Annotated in this window: 12 protein-coding genes; 6 read left to right on the top strand and 6 right to left on the bottom strand. The window is 70.8% G+C overall.

Annotated elements, in window-relative coordinates; all coding sequences use genetic code 11:
* Positions 1 to 9: 9 nt before the first annotated feature.
* Positions 10 to 174, bottom strand: a complete 165-nt coding sequence (gene rpmG, locus BIV25_RS17410; RefSeq protein ID WP_020141033.1) for a 50S ribosomal protein L33 — start codon at positions 172 to 174, stop codon at positions 10 to 12.
* A gap of 61 nt (positions 175 to 235) precedes the next feature.
* On the opposite strand from rpmG, the gene rpmB reads away from it, so the two are divergent.
* From rpmB to BIV25_RS17390, 4 genes are all read left to right on the top strand, one after another.
* The gene (gene rpmB, locus BIV25_RS17405) at positions 236 to 472 is read left to right on the top strand and encodes a 50S ribosomal protein L28 (protein WP_071373260.1); all 237 of its coding nucleotides are present in this window, start codon (positions 236 to 238) and stop codon (positions 470 to 472) included.
* The gene (gene rpsN / locus BIV25_RS17400; protein WP_071373259.1) at positions 472 to 777 is read left to right on the top strand and encodes a 30S ribosomal protein S14; all 306 of its coding nucleotides are present in this window, start codon (positions 472 to 474) and stop codon (positions 775 to 777) included. Before rpmB ends, rpsN begins: the two co-directional genes overlap by 1 nt.
* 131 nt (positions 778 to 908) lie before the next feature.
* Entirely contained in the window at positions 909 to 1,385 is a 477-nt protein-coding gene (locus BIV25_RS17395; protein WP_177235317.1) for a hypothetical protein, read from the top strand.
* Between the two features lie 98 nt (positions 1,386 to 1,483).
* Entirely contained in the window at positions 1,484 to 2,002 is a 519-nt protein-coding gene (locus BIV25_RS17390; protein WP_071373258.1) for a DUF4232 domain-containing protein, read from the top strand.
* A 92-nt stretch (positions 2,003 to 2,094) separates the two neighbouring features.
* Here BIV25_RS17390 and BIV25_RS17385 read toward each other — a convergent pair whose 3' ends face one another.
* Complete coding sequence (locus BIV25_RS17385; RefSeq protein WP_177235316.1) at positions 2,095 to 3,204, bottom strand: DUF2786 domain-containing protein; 1,110 nt, start codon at positions 3,202 to 3,204, stop codon at positions 2,095 to 2,097.
* A gap of 255 nt (positions 3,205 to 3,459) precedes the next feature.
* Here BIV25_RS17385 and BIV25_RS17380 point away from each other — a divergent pair, with 255 nt between their 5' ends.
* Both BIV25_RS17380 and BIV25_RS17375 read left to right on the top strand, forming a co-directional pair.
* Positions 3,460 to 4,230 carry a Clp protease N-terminal domain-containing protein gene (locus BIV25_RS17380; RefSeq protein ID WP_071373257.1) on the top strand — a complete coding sequence of 257 codons (771 nt, stop codon included), beginning with the start codon at positions 3,460 to 3,462 and terminating at the stop codon, positions 4,228 to 4,230.
* A gap of 115 nt (positions 4,231 to 4,345) precedes the next feature.
* Positions 4,346 to 6,046 (top strand): bifunctional 3'-5' exonuclease/DNA polymerase, encoded by a 1,701-nt coding sequence (locus BIV25_RS17375; RefSeq protein ID WP_071373256.1) that lies wholly within the window; start codon positions 4,346 to 4,348, stop codon positions 6,044 to 6,046.
* Between the two features lie 40 nt (positions 6,047 to 6,086).
* Here BIV25_RS17375 and BIV25_RS17370 read toward each other — a convergent pair whose 3' ends face one another.
* From BIV25_RS17370 to BIV25_RS17360, 4 genes are all read right to left on the bottom strand, one after another.
* The gene (locus BIV25_RS17370) at positions 6,087 to 9,368 is read right to left on the bottom strand and encodes a BTAD domain-containing putative transcriptional regulator (RefSeq protein WP_071373255.1); all 3,282 of its coding nucleotides are present in this window, start codon (positions 9,366 to 9,368) and stop codon (positions 6,087 to 6,089) included.
* Between the two features lie 442 nt (positions 9,369 to 9,810).
* On the bottom strand, positions 9,811 to 10,704 hold the full coding sequence (locus tag BIV25_RS17365; protein ID WP_079176704.1) for a glycosyltransferase family 2 protein: 894 nt from the start codon (positions 10,702 to 10,704) through the stop codon (positions 9,811 to 9,813).
* 857 nt (positions 10,705 to 11,561) lie between these two features.
* Positions 11,562 to 12,260, bottom strand: a complete 699-nt coding sequence (locus BIV25_RS50360) for a hypothetical protein (protein ID WP_143076654.1) — start codon at positions 12,258 to 12,260, stop codon at positions 11,562 to 11,564.
* A complete protein-coding gene (locus BIV25_RS17360; protein WP_177235315.1) occupies positions 12,260 to 17,386 on the bottom strand; it encodes a DUF6531 domain-containing protein in 5,127 nt (1,708 codons plus the stop codon). The genes BIV25_RS50360 and BIV25_RS17360 overlap by 1 nt, the downstream gene beginning before the upstream one ends.
* Positions 17,387 to 17,537: the final 151 nt, after the last annotated feature.

Raw genomic sequence — 17,537 nt, 5'->3', positions numbered from 1 at the left:
GGCGGTGGCTCAGCGCTCCTCTCGGAAGTCGACGTGCCGGCCGGCGACCGGGTCGTACTTGCGCAGCGTCATGCGGTCCGGGTCGTTCCGGCGGTTCTTGCGGGTGACGTAGGTGAAGCCGGTCCCGGCGGTGGACCGGAGCCTGATGACCGGGCGGAGTTCGTTGCGTGCCATGCTGCTATCTTACTGAAAATGAAATCCATTACGAACTATGCCTGAGGAGAGCTGCGTCACCATGTCCGCGCACTGCATGCTCACCGGAGCCCGGCCGGGCTTCGGCAACCGCGTTTCCCACTCCCACCGGCGCACCTCCCGCCGCTTCGACCCCAACATCCAGAGCAAGCGCTACTGGCTTCCCGGCGAAGGCCGGTACGTCCGGCTGCGGCTGAGCGCACGGGCCGTGAAGACCGTCGACGCGATCGGTGTCGAGGCGGCCGTGGCCCGGATCCGCGCCCGGGGAGTGCGGATCTGATGGCGAAGAAGAGCAAGATCGCGAAGAACGAACGCCGCAAGGAGATCGTGGCCCGGTACGCCGCCCGGCGCGCCGAGCTGAAAGAGATCGTCCGGCGGCCGTCGTCCTCGGACGCCGAGCGGCTCGCCGCGCAGCGCGAGTTGCGCCGGCAGCCGCGCGACGCGAGCGCCACGCGCGTGCGCAATCGCGACCAGGTGGACGGCCGTCCGCGCGGCTACCTGCGCGCCTTCGGCCTGTCCCGGGTGAGTCTGCGCGAGCAGGCTCACAACGGATTCCTGCCCGGAGTCCGGAAATCCTCCTGGTAAGGGCTGGTAGCTTGCTGCGGGCCGCCCGGCCGAGGGCGGCCGGCCGCTACAGCTTGGGAGCTTTTCCGGTGACTTCTGCGACTGCAAGGGCTGCAAGGACCGCGAGGGCCGCGAGGGTTGCGCCCGCAAGAGTGCGCACCGCCGTCGTGGCCGCGGGGCTGGTGGGCGCGCTCGCCGCGCTGACCGCGTGCAGCGGGGGCGGCAGCGACAAGAGCACCGCCAAGACCACGCCGAGCGCCGTCGCGACCCCCTCCTCGTCGCCCTCGGGCTCCGCAGCCGTGACCGGCGCGTCCGGCAAGCTCCAGGGCAGCTGGGTCACCACGAACGGCGGCAAGATCGTGGCGCTGGTGATCACCGGGAAGAAGGCCGGACTCTTCATGACCGGCCAGAAGGCGTGGTGCCAGGGCACCGCGGGCGAGCAGTCGGGGATGCAGATGATCCATCTGACCTGCCCTGGCGGCAGCGACGACCGGGGCACCGGCATGGTCGACTCGGTCGACGCCAAGTCCATGAAGGTGACGTGGTCGGGCAAGGCCGGCCAGGAGACGTACACCAGGGCGGAGGGCGGCTCGCTGCCGAAGGTGCCGACGACCCATCCGAAGAAGTGACCCACCTGAAGTGGTGATTCCGGAGGGGTGGGCGAACACGGCCGGGCCGCAGGCGCCATGATGCAGGGGCACCGTCACGACCTCGATGGGACCTGCTCATGCGCGCCATTCCGCTCACCGTCACCGCCCTCGCCGCCGCCCTGCTGCTGACCGCCTGCAACGGCGGCGGCAGCAAGAGCGGCGGCACCAGCGGCAAGAACAGCTCGGCCTGCGAGATCGGCAAGGTCTCCGTGCAGATCGGGTCGGCGAGCGTGGCCCCGGGCGTCGGCGACACGGGCGAGATCCCCGTCAGCCTCACCAACCAGAGCGCCCCCTGCACCCTGGACGACTTCGCCGGTGTGGTGCTCGGCGCCGGCGGAACCCAGGCCAAGGTGCCCGTGCTCAAGGGCGCCAAGGCCCAGAAGCTGAAGCTCAACAAGGGCGACTCGGCGACCTTCACCATCACCTACGTGCGCGGCAAGGCGGGCGACAAGACCGGCCTGGACGCGAAGACCGTGCAGATCACCCTGCCCGGCACCAGCGCCTCCCGCGGCTTCCCCTGGTCGTACGGCCCCGTCGCCGGACAGGGCGGCACCCCGAACGCCTCGGTGAGCGCCTTCCAGCAGGTCGGCGACTGACGCGACCGACGCGTCCCGCCAAATCCGGCGGGCGGCGCATCCGCTCGGGCATAGCCGCTCAGACTCATCCGCCCCGGTTCATTCGCTCAGGTTCATCCGAGCCGGGGGCGGGAGCGGACCTGCGCCTGGTCGGCCGCCCGCGCACCCTCCGTCCATCCGGCCGCGTCGCTCACCCCGCGCAGCCGGGTCGTGGTGGTCTGCGGGAACATCCGCTCCATCCGGTCCGTGACGGCTATCTCCCGGGTGGCCAGGACCGGCAGCAGATCCTGGCTGACCTGGCTCTCGGCGACGGCCGCGAGCCGGTCACCCACGCGGTGGGCGTAGGCCGCGAGGAACGACTGCCGGAAGGTCTTGGTCCGCTTGCGCCCGCCCGCCCGCTGCGCGGCCTCCGCCCCGGCCATCGCGTGCGTGGCCTGCACCAGCAGCGAGGTGTAGAGCAGCTCGACCGTCTCCAGGTCCGCCTCGAAGCCGACGACCGTGGAGAAGCCCAGCGTTTCGTTCCACACCGCGCGGCAGTGGTTCGCCCCCGCCACCGCGTCCAGCAGCACCGCCTTGGCCTGTTCGTACGGCGGCTCGACCCCGATCCGGCAGGCCCCGGGCGCATCCGGCGCCGGCGCCTCGGCGGCGAGCAGCGCCTCGTCGACACTGTGCCGGGCCATCAGCTCCTGCGCCTTGGCGCTCAGCGCCTCGGCCTCCTCCGGATAGCCGGTCGCCTCGGCCTTGGCGAGCAGCGCACGGATCCGGGCGAGCATGCGGGAGGCCTGCGGACCGGCCGCGCGGCGGGGCTCGTCCTGCAGCGGCTCCAGAGCGGGCAGCCGCAGCAGCAGGCGGTACAGCTCCAGCGCGGTCGTGGCCCGCGAGAAGCGGTCGGCGTCGCGCGCGGGTGCTTCGGGCAGCCCGGCCAGCTGGGAGTTCCACCGGTGCCCGCGCGCGCGGTCCCGGCCGGCCTGCGCCCGGATCAGCGCGGCGGCCAGGCACACGTGCGCCTCCGCCAGCTCGCGCCGCACCAGCCGTATGACATCGGCGGGCTGCCAGCCGCGCTGCCAGGCCGACGCGACGAACTCCTCGCCGCGCCGCGTGAGTTCGGCATCGGCGGAGGAGTCGGCGGCGAGCAGGGAGGCGCCCGTGTCGAGCCCGGTGTCGGTGTCGTCGTACAGCGCGGCCCGAAAGGCCCGCTCGACGGTGCTGGCAGTGCTGGTCACGCCATCGATCGTGCCATGCCCCACCGACAGCCGGCCCGGCGTCGTCCACAGCCTGTGGACAAATGCAGGGAAGCGGCATCCAGGCGTCCGGCGGCCGGAAGCCGGGCCGCCGGACCGCCGGGCGCGACCACGGTAACGGCCGAGGGGCGCTGACGACGGGAGGGCGCCCGCAGGGGCCCTCCCTGTCAGTCCGTTGGAGAACTGGACTGTCAACCATCGGTTGACATCCCTGAGAGTGCAACCTACGGTTGACACATGGCGACCAACCCGAACATCACGGCATCCGTGCGCCTCGACGACCTCATCGAGGCCATCAAGAAAGTTCACCCCGAACCCCTCGACCAGCTCCAGGACGCGGTGATCGCCGCCGATCACCTCGATGACGTGGCCGACCATCTGATCGGCCACTTCGTCGACCAGGCCCGCCGCTCCGGCGCCTCCTGGACCGAGATCGGCAAGAGCATGGGCGTGACCCGGCAGGCGGCCCAGAAGCGGTTCGTACCGAAGGAGTCCAACGACCTCGACCCCAGCCAGGGCTTCAGCCGCTACACACCGCGCGCGCGGAACGTGGTCATGGCCGCGCACAACGAGGCGGTGGCGGCCCGCAACCCGGAGAGCCGGCCCGCGCACCTGGTCCTCGGACTGCTGGCCGAGCCGGAGGGCCTGGCAGCGAAGGCGATCATCGACCAGGGCGTCCTGCTGGACTCCGTACGACAGGACGCGACCGCCGCGCTCCCGCCCGCCTCGGACGACGTACCCGGCCTGATCCCCTACGGCCCCGAGGCCAAGAAGGCCCTGGAGCTCACCTTCCGCGAGGCCCTGCGCCTCGGCCACAACTACATCGGCACCGAGCACATCCTGCTGGCGCTCCTGGAGCAGGAGAACGGCGAGGGCGTCCTCAGCGGCCTCGGCGTCACCAAGGCCGGGACCGAGGCGTACGTCGCCAAGGTGCTGTCGCTGCTGGCGGACCAGAAACTCCCGGGGGCCGGCGGGACGGCCGACGAGTCGCCCGCCACCGAGGACTGAGGCCGCCCGGCCCGTCCGGCGGGCGCCGTCGTCGACAGGCCTCCGCCGTCGGCCCCTCGAAAGGATGAAACAGCAGGTCGGACGGATTGTCAGACCGGCCTGTCAGACTCGCACCATGACCGACCGGTGGGCACTCGCTCCGGCCGAGGACGGTGGCGTGGACGTCGCCCCCCTCGGCCGGGACGGACTGCCCGCAGGGCCGGTGCGGCGGGAGAGCGATCCCGCCGGGGCGGTGCGGAGCCGCCCGGAGGTGACGCGCTGGGTGTGGCGGTCCACCCCCGAGGTCTACCCGCGTCTGCTCGCCACGGGGGTGCGAGTGGAGCGGTGCTACGACATCGAGGACGCCGAGACACTCCTGCTGGGTCACGAGGGCCGGCACGGCGAGCCACGCTCGGCCGCCGCCGCCCTGGCCCGCCTCCGGGGCGGCCCCGTACCGCCCGACCCGCCGCTGCGCGCGGCCGAACCGGGCGCCCAGTCCCCGCTGTTCGAACCCATGGGCACCCCCCTGCCCCTGACCGACCTCCTCGCGGTCTACGCCGAGCAGCTGCGGCGGCACGCGCGCACGGCCCACCCCGACCGGATGCGGCTGCTGACGGCCGCCGAGTCGGCCGGGATGCTGGTGGCCGCCGAGATGAACCACGCGGGCCTGCCCTGGAGCCCCGAGGTCCACCGCGAGCTGCTGCACGGCCTGCTGGGCGAGCGGTACGCGGGCGGGGGCGCGCCACGCCGCCTCGCCGAGCTGGCCGACGAGGTGTCCGCCGCCTTCGGCCGCCGGGTGCGCCCCGATCTGCCGGCCGACGTGGTCAAGGCCTTCGCCCAGGCCGGGATCAAGGTGCGCTCGACGCGCCGCTGGGAGATCCAGGACATCGACCACCCCGCCGTCGCCCCCCTGCTGGAGTACAAGAAGCTGTACCGCGTCTGGGTCGCCCACGGCTGGTCCTGGCTCCAGGACTGGGTGCGCGACGGCCGTTTCCGCCCCGAGTTCCTCGCCGGGGGCACGGTCACCGGACGTTGGGTGACCAATGGCGGGGGCGGCTTGCAGATCCCCAAGGTGATCCGCCGGGCCGTGGTCGCCGACCCCGGCTGGCGGCTGGTGGTGGCCGACGCCGACCAGATGGAGCCGCGCGTGCTCGCCGCGATCTCCCGTGATCCCGGTCTGATGGAGGTCGCGGGCCGCGAGAGCGACCTCTACCAGTCGGTCTCCGAACACGCCTTCTCCGGCGACCGCGACCAGGCCAAGCTCGCGGTGCTCGGCGCGGTCTACGGCCAGACCTCCGGCGACGGCCTGAAGAACCTGGCGGCGCTGCGCCGCCGCTTCCCGAAGGCCGTCGCCTACGTCGACGAGGCGGCCCGCGCGGGCGAGGAGGGCCGCCTCGTGCGCACCTGGCTGGGCCGGACCTGCCCGCCCGCCGCCGGCGTCGGCGAGGACGCGGCGGAGGAGGCGGGCATCCCCCTCGGCGAGGACGACGGCGAGCCGGCGCCGGCGGACGGCCAGGCGTGGGTCCCCGGCTACGCCTCGACCAACTCCCGCGCGCGCGGCCGCTTCACGCGCAACTTCGTCGTCCAGGGCAGCGCCGCCGACTGGGCCCTGCTGATGCTCGCCGCGCTCCGCCAGGCCTGCGCGGATCTCAAGGCCGAGCTGGTCTTCTTCCAGCACGACGAGGTCATCGTGCACTGCCCCGCCGAGGAGGCCGACACCGTCGTGTCGGCCATCCGCGCCTCGGCCGACCTCGCCGGACGGCTGACCTTCGGCGAGACACCGGTGCGCTTCCCGTTCACGACGGCGGTGGTGGAGTGCTATGCCGACGCCAAGTGAGCACTGTTCACGCCCCCTTGGGCCGGTCCCCTCGGTCCGTTCAGCCGGTTCGGTCCTCGGCGAGCAGGGCACGCAGTTCACCGAGGACCGTCTGGTCATCCGTGCCGTCCAGCGCCGCGAGGGCCGCCCGCCAGGCGTCGTACGCCTCCGGCCACCGCCCCCGCTCGCGCAGCAGCAGCCCGTGCTGGTGCCGGGCGAGCCCGCCGATGTACCGGTCGGCGCGGGCGTCCGCGCGCCGCAGCAGCTCGGCGCACTCCCCGTCCGCCCGCTCGGTCTCGCCCAGCAGCCGCAGCGAGCGGACCAGGCCGAGCCGGGTCTGGGACTCGCCGTGCCAGTCGCCGGCGCCGCCGAGGATGCGCAGGCTCTCCTCGAAGTGCCGTGCCGCGGCCGCCGGTTCGTGCAGGGCGAGCTGGGCGTAACCGATGTTGCAGTGCGCCGAGTGCTGCACGATGACCGCGCCGATCTCGTCCCCGATCGCCAGCGAGCGCCGGTGCTGCTCGATGGCGGCACGCGGGTCGGTGTGCTCGTAGAGGTTGCCGAGGTGGCTGTGGGTGACGGCCTCACCGTAGGGGTCGTTCAACTGCCGCGAGTACGCGAGACTCTGCCGCAGCGCCTCCTCGGACTCCTCGAACCGCCCCAGCCCTTCCAGCAGCAGCCCCCGGTTGTTCAGGCAGCGCCGGATCCGGGAGGCAGCGCCGAGCCGCCGCCAGATCTCCAGGGACCGGTCGGTGAGGGCGAGGGCGTCCCTCTGCCGGCCGGTCAGAAAGTGCAGGCCCGAGAGGTCGCCGAGGGCGTACGCCTCGGCCGCCGCGTCCCCGAGCCGTCGCGCCGCCCCGAGCCCGGCCCGCCCCAGCACCTCCATCTCGGCGACGCGCCCCCTGCGCTGGACGTACGGAAAGAGCAGCCGCACGAGCACGGACAGATACGCGGCCCGGTTCGGGTCGGCGGTCTCCGCGTTCCGCGCCACCAGGGCGACCACGTTCTCCAGCTCCACCTCACCCCACCCGAAGGCCTCCTCGGCCGACCCGAAATACCCCAGCCCAGCCACGGCGGACGCATGTGCCGCCGGCTGCGCGGAGGTCGCCCGCCGCCGGTCCTCCAGATCGAGCCCGGGCTCCACGATGGCCTCGATCAGCCGCTCGGCGACGGCGGCGTACCAGCGAAGGGCGGCCAGGTCGGGGGCGGCGGCCTCGGCTGCATCGGCATCGGCATCGGCATCGACAGATGAGCCGGTGTCCGCAACGGCGTCCGGTGCCCCGTCGTCGGTACCCCGTTCCTGGTCGGCGAGTTCGCGGGCGAAGTCGCGGACCAGGTCGTGCGGGGTGTAGCGGCCGTAGGCGGTCTCCTCCAGGAGGGCGACGTCGACCAGGCGGTCGAGGGCGGCCTCGGCACGACGCTCGTCGATGCCGGTGAGGCGGGCGATCAGCGGGGCGCCGTAGGTCGGCAGGTCGAGCGCGCCGAGGTGGCGCAGCGCGAGGGCCGCGTCCCGGTCGGCCTCGCGCCCGGCGGCGGCGAGCGCGTCGTGGGCGACGGCGAGGGAGCGCCGGACGCTCAGGTCGTCGTATTCCAGATGGTGCAACCGGCCGCCGGTCTCCGCCAGTTGACCCGCCAGCACCTCGGGGGTGAGGGCGCGGCGCGCGGCGAGCCGGGCCGCGACCACGCGCAGCGCCAGCGGGAGCCGCCCGGTCAGCTCGACGAGCGCGTGTCCGGCGTCCAGACCGTCCCGCCCGCTCACCGCGCGCAGCAGGGCCGCGCTGTCCTCGCCGGTCAGCGGGGTGAGCGGGAAACGCCGGGCGCCGTCGAGCGCGGTCAGCGGCGAACGGCTGGTGACGATCACGGCGCAGCCGGGACCGGCGGGCAGCAGGGGCCGTACCTGGGCCGCGTGCGCCGCGTCGTCCAGCACCAGCAGGATCCGGGCCGGGGCGAGCAGCGAGCGGAGCAACGCGGCTGCGGCGTCGGGGTGTTCGGGGATGCTGCGGGGCTCGACGCCCAGGTCCCGGAGCAGCGCGGCGAGAGCCTGTACGGCGGTCAGCGGGGTCATGCCGGGGGTGGCGCCGTGCAGGTTGACGTAGAGCTGACCGTCGGTGAAACGTTCCCGCAGCTCGTGTGCGACGTGCAGGGCGAGCGCGCTCTTGCCGACGCCCGCCATGCCGCTGATCACGGCGACGGCGGGGGCCGGCGCGGGCGGCTCGGTGAGCGCGCGCCGCAGCTCGGCGAGCGCGTCCGTACGCCCGGTGAAATGGGCCGGCGGAGCGGGCAGCTGGGCCGGACGCGGGGTCTGCCGAGCGGCCGGTGCGGCCGGCTCCCGCCCGTCCCCGAGCGTCCCCGCGCCCCCCTCGCCATGCTCGCCCTGCACCGCGTCCTGCCTGTTCTTCTCCCCCGCGGCGACGACCTCGACAGGCCCGTCGCCGCGCCCCTGCCCGCGGACGTCCTGCACCGCGGCGTCCGCCCCCTCCCGCTGCCGACCGCTCCCCCGCAGCACCTCGACATGCGCCGCCCGAACCGCAGGGCCGGGCTCGATGCCGAGTTCCTCGATCAGGCGGGCCCGCAGGTCGCGGTGGACGGCGAGGGCCTCGGCCTGGCGGCCGGTGCGGTGCAGGGCGAGCATGAGCTGACGGTGGTACGCCTCGCGTAGCGGATGTTCGGCGACGAGCGCGGCCAGCTCCGGTACGAGCGCCGCCAACCGTGCGCCACCGAAGGAGAGTTCGGCGTCGTAACGCCACTCCAGCAGGAGCAGCCGCGCCTCCTCCAGGCGCTGCACCAGCGCGTATCCGCCGAAGTCGGCGGGCAGCCCGCCGAGCGGGGTACCGCGCCAGAGCGACAGTCCGGACGTGCACGCCCGTACGACACCCGGCCACTCCCGCCGGGCGTGCGCGGCCCGCGCCTCCGCGACCCGGGCGTCGAAGACGTGCACGTCCAGCTCGCCGTGCTCGACACGCAACACGTACCCGGGCGGTACGGCCCTGAGCCGCTCGGGGTCGTCCAGGAGCCGGCGCAGCCGGGTGACGTGGTTGTGCAGGGACGCCTGCGCCGAGACGGGCGGCGCCCCGCCCCAGAGGGCGTCCTTCAGCGACTCGACCGACACGACCCGGCCCCCCTCCAGCAGCAACGCGGCCAGCAGCGCACGCACTTTGGGACTGCCGATGGCCCGGACGTCGCTGTCGGGGAGGTCGTCGGAGGCCTCACCGGAAAGAACACCAGGAGTCTCGTACGACACCTCGTGCGCCGTCTCGTCCGCCGCCTCGTACGAAATCTCGTACGGCGGCCGGTCATACAGGACCGGCGGCCCCAGCAGCCCGAACCGCAGCCCGCACCACCGCATCACGCCGCTCCACTGCCTTCCCGCGCGGTCGGGGCCGACCGCACTGCGCGGCGGGCGCACGCCCACCGTTCCCTGGCGGAAATCCGCCCTGCCCACAACGGTTTCCCGCCACCTTCTGCCGACCGAACCCGCCCTGGTCGGCCCGGGATCGGCTCCGGATCGGACGGTCTGACGGCCGGTCTCCCGTACGCCCGTCGAGTTCCGGCCATCCGGTTCGCGACCTTCAGGCGAACCGTTGGCCACATGTTAGCGATCCGTTGGCGAGTCCTGATGTGATCACTACATCGGATCCGGCCCCACGGCGCGCGCGTGTGTCGCGTAACTCGGGGGAGTGTCGCCGCAGGCTGGATCCGGGGACGCAGGGGCCCCGGTCGGCGGAGGTGAACGACCGGGGCTCCGTCCCGTCTTCCCGGAATCTCCCGGCCGACGCCCCGCCCACCGCTCAGATCACAGGCGGGCGCCCCAGCCTGCTCAGCCGCCACACCGTCCGCCAGCGCATGGGCCGCCGCTCGCCGGCCGGCTCCCGCAGGCCCTCCGCGAACCCGGCGAGCCATGCCTTCAGCCCTGCGGGGGAGCGGGTGCGGGCGAGAGTGAGGAGGGTCCACACCCCGAGGTGCACGGGGACGAGGGGCGACGGCAGCCGACGCCGGACCAGCCAGACCCGGTTGCGGGCGTTGACGCGGTAGTAGACGGCGTGCCGGGCGGGCGAGGTCCTGGGGTGCTGGAGCAGCAGCTGCGGGGCGTAGAGGATCTTCCAGCCGGCGTCCGCGGCGCGCCAGGCGAGGTCGGTCTCCTCGTGCGCGAAGAAGAACTCGGCGGGCCAGTCGCCGGTTTCGGCCAGCATCGCCATGCTGAGGGCGTGCCCGCCACCGAGGAACCCGGTGACGTAACCGCCGCGCAGCGGATCCGACTTCCCCACCCGGGGCACATGCCGCTGCTGGGTCTCGCCGTGCTCGTCGGCGATCCGGAACCCGACGATGCCGAGGCGCGGATCAGCGACGTACAGGTCCCGCACCCGGCGCAGCACATCGGCGTCGACGAGCAGACCGTCGTCGTCCAGCTCGACGACGACGTCGACGTCCCCGAACTCACGCAGCCGGGCGAGGGCCACGTTCCGGCCGCCCGGACAGCCGAGGTTCTCCTCGACGTCGATGGTGGTGACCTCACCGGGCAGCGAGAGCCGGCGGGCGAACTCGGGCAGCCGGCAGCCGTTGCCGACGATCACGATGCGGGCGGGGGCGAGATCCTGCTTGGCCACGGACTCCAGCAGGGCGTCCACTTCGGCGGGCCGGTTGCCCATCGTCACCACGGCGACGGCGATCCTCGGCTCCACCACGTCCTTCACCCCATCCGGCCGGCAGCGGCACCGCACCCTGACCGCGCGGCGCTCCCCGTTCACCAAGATGTTGCCTCAGCTCCGCGGGTTCCCCCGACCCGGATTCACTTCACGGCCCCTTTGCTCCGCTTTTGTCGGCACCTTCCCCCGGCCCCCGAGCGGAAACGACGAAACCCCGGATCGGAAGCGATCCGGGGTTCCCATGGAGCCGCCTTCGGGATTCGAACCCGAGACCTACGCATTACGAGGGCCTGCAAGATCGTGACGGGTGGTGCTCGGTGATCACGCTCGGTCCTGTTCTCCCTGGTCAGAGACTTGTTGGCCGCCCGTGCATGACGTCACATCCAATGGATGCTTCCCCGTCCGCTCACGCATCGCTCACGCAACCCGGCTGTTCTCAGCTTCAGGACCCGGCGCCGAGCTGCTTCTGCGGCGACGCGTCGCCTCAGCCTCGCGCTCGTCGCGCCGGAGCTTCTCCTGAGTAGCCGCCAGCTCTCCAGCCAGTCGTCCTCGATCCGCCGCCGCGCGATCAGACTGGATGGTCTCGTCGGTGTAGGCCGGGCCCCGGGGTTCGTGGAACTCCGGCCTCGCCGATGAGACGTGGTCGCGCCGTTGCCAGATGCTGGCGCCGGCACTGAGCCGACATCCGCGCTGCAGGGCCAAGGGGCGTCTCAGATATGCAGGTTCCCGCCACGTCCTCCCGTCCAGCGACACCTGAGAGGTACCGCTGGAGAGTGCTGGCGGGTGATGTGCACCGTGATCAGCTCGGTGACCAGGACCGGTGGCCAGGTCGAAAGGTTTGGTGACGGCCTGGCTCTTCAAAGGGCATGTCAGTTGCCATCTGCGCCCTTACCAGGTCACAGGCCCCCGCCGCTCCTTCTTCGTCGTACGGCCAGCAACTCTTCCACGTCATCCCCGAGTCCAAGTTCTGGAGCAATATCGAGCCAGGCTTCCGCTTCACGGGCTATATCCCTGTCGGTGATCTTCCCTCGAAACCAGGGCAATTCTGCCACCAGAACGGTCACCGCAAGAAATTCGGCGCCCCCTTCGAAGCTGACCGCCCGATCAAATTCTTCTCCCTGTTGCAAACCTGCATTCAAAGCCTCTCGATACCGGTCACGCCTGACAACTGCCGCCCTCAGTGCCTGCTCACGGGCGCAAGGGAAGCAACCCAGTAGTCGCGCTGCCACGGCATCGATTCGAAACGAAGCAGGCACGTCCCGAGCCCCTTCATCCACCGCTAGCCGAGCAAACCTGATGTACTCCCGGCTGATGACGACTGGGTCGTGCACATTCAGTTCTCGCTCCACGAAATCGAGCAGAATCGACGCAAAGGAGAGGCGCAACCCCAGGTCGATACCCTGGTCTTTGTTGGCGGGGTAGTAGTCCGTGAAAGCGATGTCGACCAGGGTAAGGACCCATCGTGCCCGTCGCCCCGGAGGCACCGGCAGGGCAAAACGTCGCAGAGCGTCCGGTAGCTGCGGGGCGGCGATCCTGATGAGCGAGCTGTAGTCAGCGATCGGGTTGTACCGGTCGCCCGGGTTGTTCAAAGTCATCACCACCCGAACGGTTGGATCGCGTCTTCCGGGACGCCTATACCCGCCTCCCGGAAAGCCTTGACGCCCGATTGGAGATACGAGTCAGGGGCGTCGAGCTCAGCCATCGGATAGTAGTGGCCACTCTTGTCCGTGATACGGCTGACCGTCCCGTTCGTGAAGGTTACATCCCCGGCTCCTCGCACCGGCCCGCCTCGGAAGAGCACCGAGTGCTTGACCTTGTCGGAAGCTTCGAAGAGGATGCGGAGCTTACCGTCCGGCCCGACGGCCCACAGATAGTTCCCCCCGTTGGACACCGCCTCGTCGAATGCCTGGGTGCCCACCTCGATGGGAGCAACCCCGGCCGCTTCCGCGTCGGCCAGCTCGCGGGCGAGCCATTCCGGGTCGTCGTACAGATTCGGGAAGGTACGCGGCTGTTCACCACCGTTTTCCACCATGGAGAGTGAGGTGGGTGAGTCACCCGCGTTGAGCCCCGAGAAGGCTCCTCCAAGGGCGCCGAGCAGCAGGTCTTCAGGGGAGGTCGGTTCACACAAGGCGGAGTTGAAGGCCCAGGTGTAACCGGCGCCCACTCCTGCGTTGACGGCCGCCGAGGTCACCGTGGCCTCAGTGCTGCCTTCCTCCAGACCCAGGAAGTCGACTGCGCCAGCGCCGGCTGCGGGCATGAGCAACCCGGCGCCGAAGCCGTACAGCGCGCCCTTGCCAGCGGCTTTGCCGAAGCCGCTCCAGCTGAAGTCATGGGGGTGGCTCAGGGAATAGCCGACGCCGCCGAAGACGCCTCCGATGATTCCGCCGATTGCCGCGCTGACGCACTCGGGGCAGGCTCCGGAGGGGTCGGTGAGCGTGGTCGGGTCGTCGTCGGCGTAGGCGTAGGGGGATCCGTAGGGCTCTGTGAGCGAGCTACCTGCGGGGTCGGTGCTGGTGAAGCGACCGGTGCCGGGGTCGTAGGTGCGGGCACGCAACTGATAGCCGAGGGCGGTGCCGGCAGGGTCCCGGTACTGGCCGGTGTAGGCGAACGGGTTGGCGGGTGCGCCCGTGGCGAGGGAGGTGGCCGTGGTCGTGCCGTAGGCGTCGTAGGTGTACTTGTACTGGTCGACGCCTGCTGAGCTCGTCAGGTCGGTGATGGAGCCGGACAGGTCGTGGTGGTCGTAGAAGGTGCCAGCGCTGGTGCGCAGGGCCTGGGGTTCACCGAGCGGGTCGTAGCGATAGTCACCGATCAGGGTTCCCGAGCCGTTGGTCTCGTCCGCGATCTGGGGCAGTGGGTTGTTGATATCCCAGTTGGTGGTGCGGGAGAGGCTGCCGTTCGTCTTGGTCGTGGATCGGTTGCCTGTGGCGTCGTAGGTGTAGGCGTAGGTGTTGGAGCCAGCAGTGGCGCCAGAGAGCTGTCCGGCAGCGTTGTACCTGTAGGTCGTGCTGCCGGCGGTGGCCTGGTTGCCGTCGGCGTCGTACGTGTAGGAGGTCGTGGCCGAACCGGTCGCGGCGCTGGTCAGTTCGTCGGCCGCGTCGTAGGCGTAGGTCGTGGTGGTTGTACTGGAGCCCGGAGTACTCGTCGCCTTGGTGAGACGGTTGCCGAGCTTGTCATATGTGTACGCGATCTTCGTGGAACCGCTGGGGCAGCCGGTGGAGCCGGAGGGGGCGGTGCACTCGGACAGCAGTCGTCCGTCGGTGTCATAGCTGTAGCTGGTCGGCGGCGCTGTGGTTCCGGATCGTGTCGACGTCACGACGGAGGGCGAGCCGTTGGCGTCGCGGGTGGCGGACCAGCTCGCCAGGGTGCTGGTGGAATTCGCTGAGGCGATGGTTGCGACCCTGCCGGCTCCGTCGTACGTGCGCGTCTCCGTGTAGCCGTTGGCGGTGGGAAGCGTGGTGGTGATCAGATTTCCGGCTGCGTCGTACGCGTACTTCGTGGTTGCCGAGTTGGCAGTCTGTGCTGTCGCCTCGTCGTCAGAGTTGTATGTGAAGGTGGCCTGGTTGCCGTCCGGGTAGGTCCGAGCCGTCACGTCGTTGTCGGCGTCATAGGTGTAGGTGAACGGCGTGCTGCTCCCAGGAACGGACAGGGTGAGCAATCGGCCGGCGCCGTCGTAGGTGGCGGTGCGGCTGCCGGTCGCGTCGGTGAGGCCGGTGACTTCGCTTGCCGCGTCGTAGGTGTAGGCGACGGAGGCGGTGCCGTCGCTGTAGGTCCGTGAGGTCGGCAGGCCGCGGCCGTCGTACGCCGTGGTGGTTGTCTGACCGCGGGCGTTGGTGGTGGTCGTCGCGTGGCCGTCGGCGTCGTAGGTGTGGGAGACGGATCGGCCGAGCGGGTCCGTGGTCTTGGTGAGGCGGTGGTCGGCGTCGTAGGTATAGCCGGTGGCGTGGCCAGCCGCGTCGGTGCGGCTGGTGACGTCGCCGAAGGAGTCATAGGTGTACGCCGTCACCCCGTTGTCGGGCGCCGTGACGGAGGTGAGGTTGTCATCGGCGTCGTAGGCGTAGGTGGTGGAGTTGCCGCGTCCGTCGGTGGTGGAGGCGATGTTGCCGTCGGCGTCGTAGGAGCGATGGCTGGTGGCGCCAGTTGGGTCGGTGACACTCAGAGGGTTGCCAGCAGCGTCGTAAGCATAGGACCACGTGTAGGTGGCCGGGTTGGCACCTGAGGCGTTACCGCGCGGGTCGGTTGCGGTGATGCGGCGGCCGTCGTCGTCCACCGTGTAGGTCGTCTTCCCACCCAGGGGTGAGGTGACGGAGGTCAGGTTGTGGTCGGTGTCGTAGCTGTAAGTGGTGGTGTAGGCACGTGCGTCGGTGACGGCTGTGACGTGGTTGGTCTGGTCGTAGGTCCGGCTGATGCTCTGGCTCAGCGGGTTGGTGACTTTGGTGAGGTTGTCGTCACCGTCATAGGTGTACGCGGTCGCCCTACCGAGGGGGTCGGTGACCTTGACGGGCCGGTGGTCGGCGTCGTATGCCGTGGCGGTGGTGGCGCCGGTCGGGTCGGTGACGGTGAGGCGGTTGCCAGCGCTGTCGTATCCGTAGGTCCAGGTGTATGTGGCTGCGTTGGCGCCGGATGCGTTGCCTCGCGGGGTGGTGGCGCTCACCAGGTGGCCGGCTTTGTCGTAGCCGTAGCTGGTGGTGCCGCCCATCGGGTCGGTGATGGATGTGATGAGGCCGACCATGTTGTACGCGCGGGTGGTGGTCTTGCCGTCGGCGTTCTTGACGGACGTCAGCCGGTTCGCCGCGTCGTAGGTGTAGGTCGTGGTGTTGCTCAGAGGGTCGGCCGCGGAGGTCAGGTTGTGTGCCGCGTCGTAGGAGTATGTGGTCGTCTTGCCGCGCGCATCGGTGACCGAGGTGACGCCGTCTGTGGTGTCGTACGTGTAGGTCGTGGTGTCGCCCAGGGGGTCGGACCTGGTCAGGAGTCTGCCCGACGCGTCGTAGGTGTAGCTGGTCTTCTCGTTCGCCGGCGTGGTGACCGAGGTCAGGTTCCCGTCGGAGTCGTAGCCGTACGACGTCGTCTTACCGCGCGGTGTGGTGAGCGAGGAAGTGAGGCCGGCCGTCGTGTACGTCAGGCTCGTCACCCCGCCGGCCGGGTCCGTGATCGAGGTCAGGCGGCCAGTGCTGTCGTATCCGTACGTCGTCTTGTTGGAGCGGCCGTCGGTGTGGGTGGCGACGTTACCGGAGGCGTAGGTCCACTTCTCCGTCGCGGTGGGCATGACATGGGTGAGCATGTGGCCCGACGTGTCGAAGGTGTAGGTGGTGTGGTCACCGAGCGGATCGAGGACGGAGGTGCGGTTGCCGTAGCCGTCGTAGCCGAAGTACGTCCGGTTGCCGAAGGGGTCGTAACGGGCGGTCAGCAAGCCTCCGGCGTACAGGTCGCTCCACACGCCCCCGTCCGGGGCGGTGATGTCCGTCTCCCCGGTCTTGTACGCGAAGGTGGTGGTCGCGCCCGTGGCGTCGGTCTGTGAGTCGACCCGCCCGGAGGAGTCGTAGTCGTTGGTCACCACGTCGTGGCCGCGCGGGTCGTTGATTTTCGTGAGCCGACCGGCGGTGTCGTATGTGTAGGTGGTGGTGCCGCCGTCGAGGCCGGTCACCGATGCCAGGCGGCCGCCGGAGTAGGCGTAGTCGACGTGCCGGCCGTCCGCCAGCGTGACCCGGCTGAGGGTGCTGCCGCTGTACGACAGGCTCACTGCGCGTCCGGCGGCGTCCGTCACGGTCACCGGCTCGCTGCCGGAGTAGGAGAACGACAGTCCTTGGCCCGAGCGGTCCTTGTCGCTGGTGAGCTGTCCTGCGGCGCTGAACGCCAGCACGTGGTCGTCCAGGGTGGTCAGGGTGTAGCCGCCGCCGGAGGCTGCTGCCAGGGTCGACCGTGCCAGGACGGGCGCGGTGAAGGCGCCAGTCGAGGACTTGGCGTAGGTGAAGGTGGCGCCGTTCTCGTCGCGGACCGTGACGTCACCCGTCGTGCCCACCGTCAGCGAGGTCTCCCAGGGCAGTGTCCAGCCTGTGCCCAGAGCGCCGGAAGTGCTGTCGTTGGACGAGTAGTTGCGCGACAGTGTGAACGGCACGCCAGCGCCAGCCACCTTCGCGTCGGTGGACACCTCGGAGAACGCGCCGGTTGCCGTGTTCACCGGGTCGCAGTCCAGGGCCTGCGGCCGGACCGCGCCGGAGGAGGTGCCGCCGCAGTGCCCACCGTAGGTCTGGGCGTCTTGGAGGCTGGAGAAGCTGTAGGCGTTGACAGCGGTACCGCCGGACGTGCCGCCGGCATCCGTCACGGTGCCGACCACGTCCAGGCTGACGAGGTTGGCTCCGTTCGCGAGGCAGTTCTGCGGCACCGTGTACGTCGCGGATACCCGGGGCGGAGCCGGGGTCGGACCGCCGTTGTTGGTGTTCAGCTGTGTGAAGTAAGAGTGAGCGGTGACGATTTGACCGGTATCGATGGTGACGTTGGAGCCGCAGCCTGAGAGTTCCCAGGTGACGTGAACCTGGGCTGTGACGTCCACGTAGTAGTGAGCTGTCGAGTCGTAGTCGTCGACCGAGTCCCAGATGTCCGCGGCTAGTGTCAGGGTCTCGCCGGGTATGACCGCGCCGGTGTTGAAGGAGCCCGGCGACACCTCGGTGTCGGACCAGGACCTCGGATCGCCGCCCGGCCCCGACATCACGACGTTGTCCGGCATGCCCCAGACGCTCGTGGCGGCAGCCGCGTCCGGCCGCGCTGTCAGTGCGGAGGCGTGACTGTGTGCCGAGGCGGTCTTCCGCACTTTGATGACGTTCTTGCGCAGTTCGGAAGCGGTGGGCCGTAAGCCACGCGCGGACACGACGGACGCG

The sequence above is a fragment of the Streptomyces sp. MUSC 14 genome (assembly GCF_001866675.1).
Lineage (GTDB): Bacteria > Actinomycetota > Actinomycetes > Streptomycetales > Streptomycetaceae > Streptomyces.
Note: the sequence above shows the minus strand (reverse complement) of the source record. Positions and strands in the feature narration are given on the sequence as shown.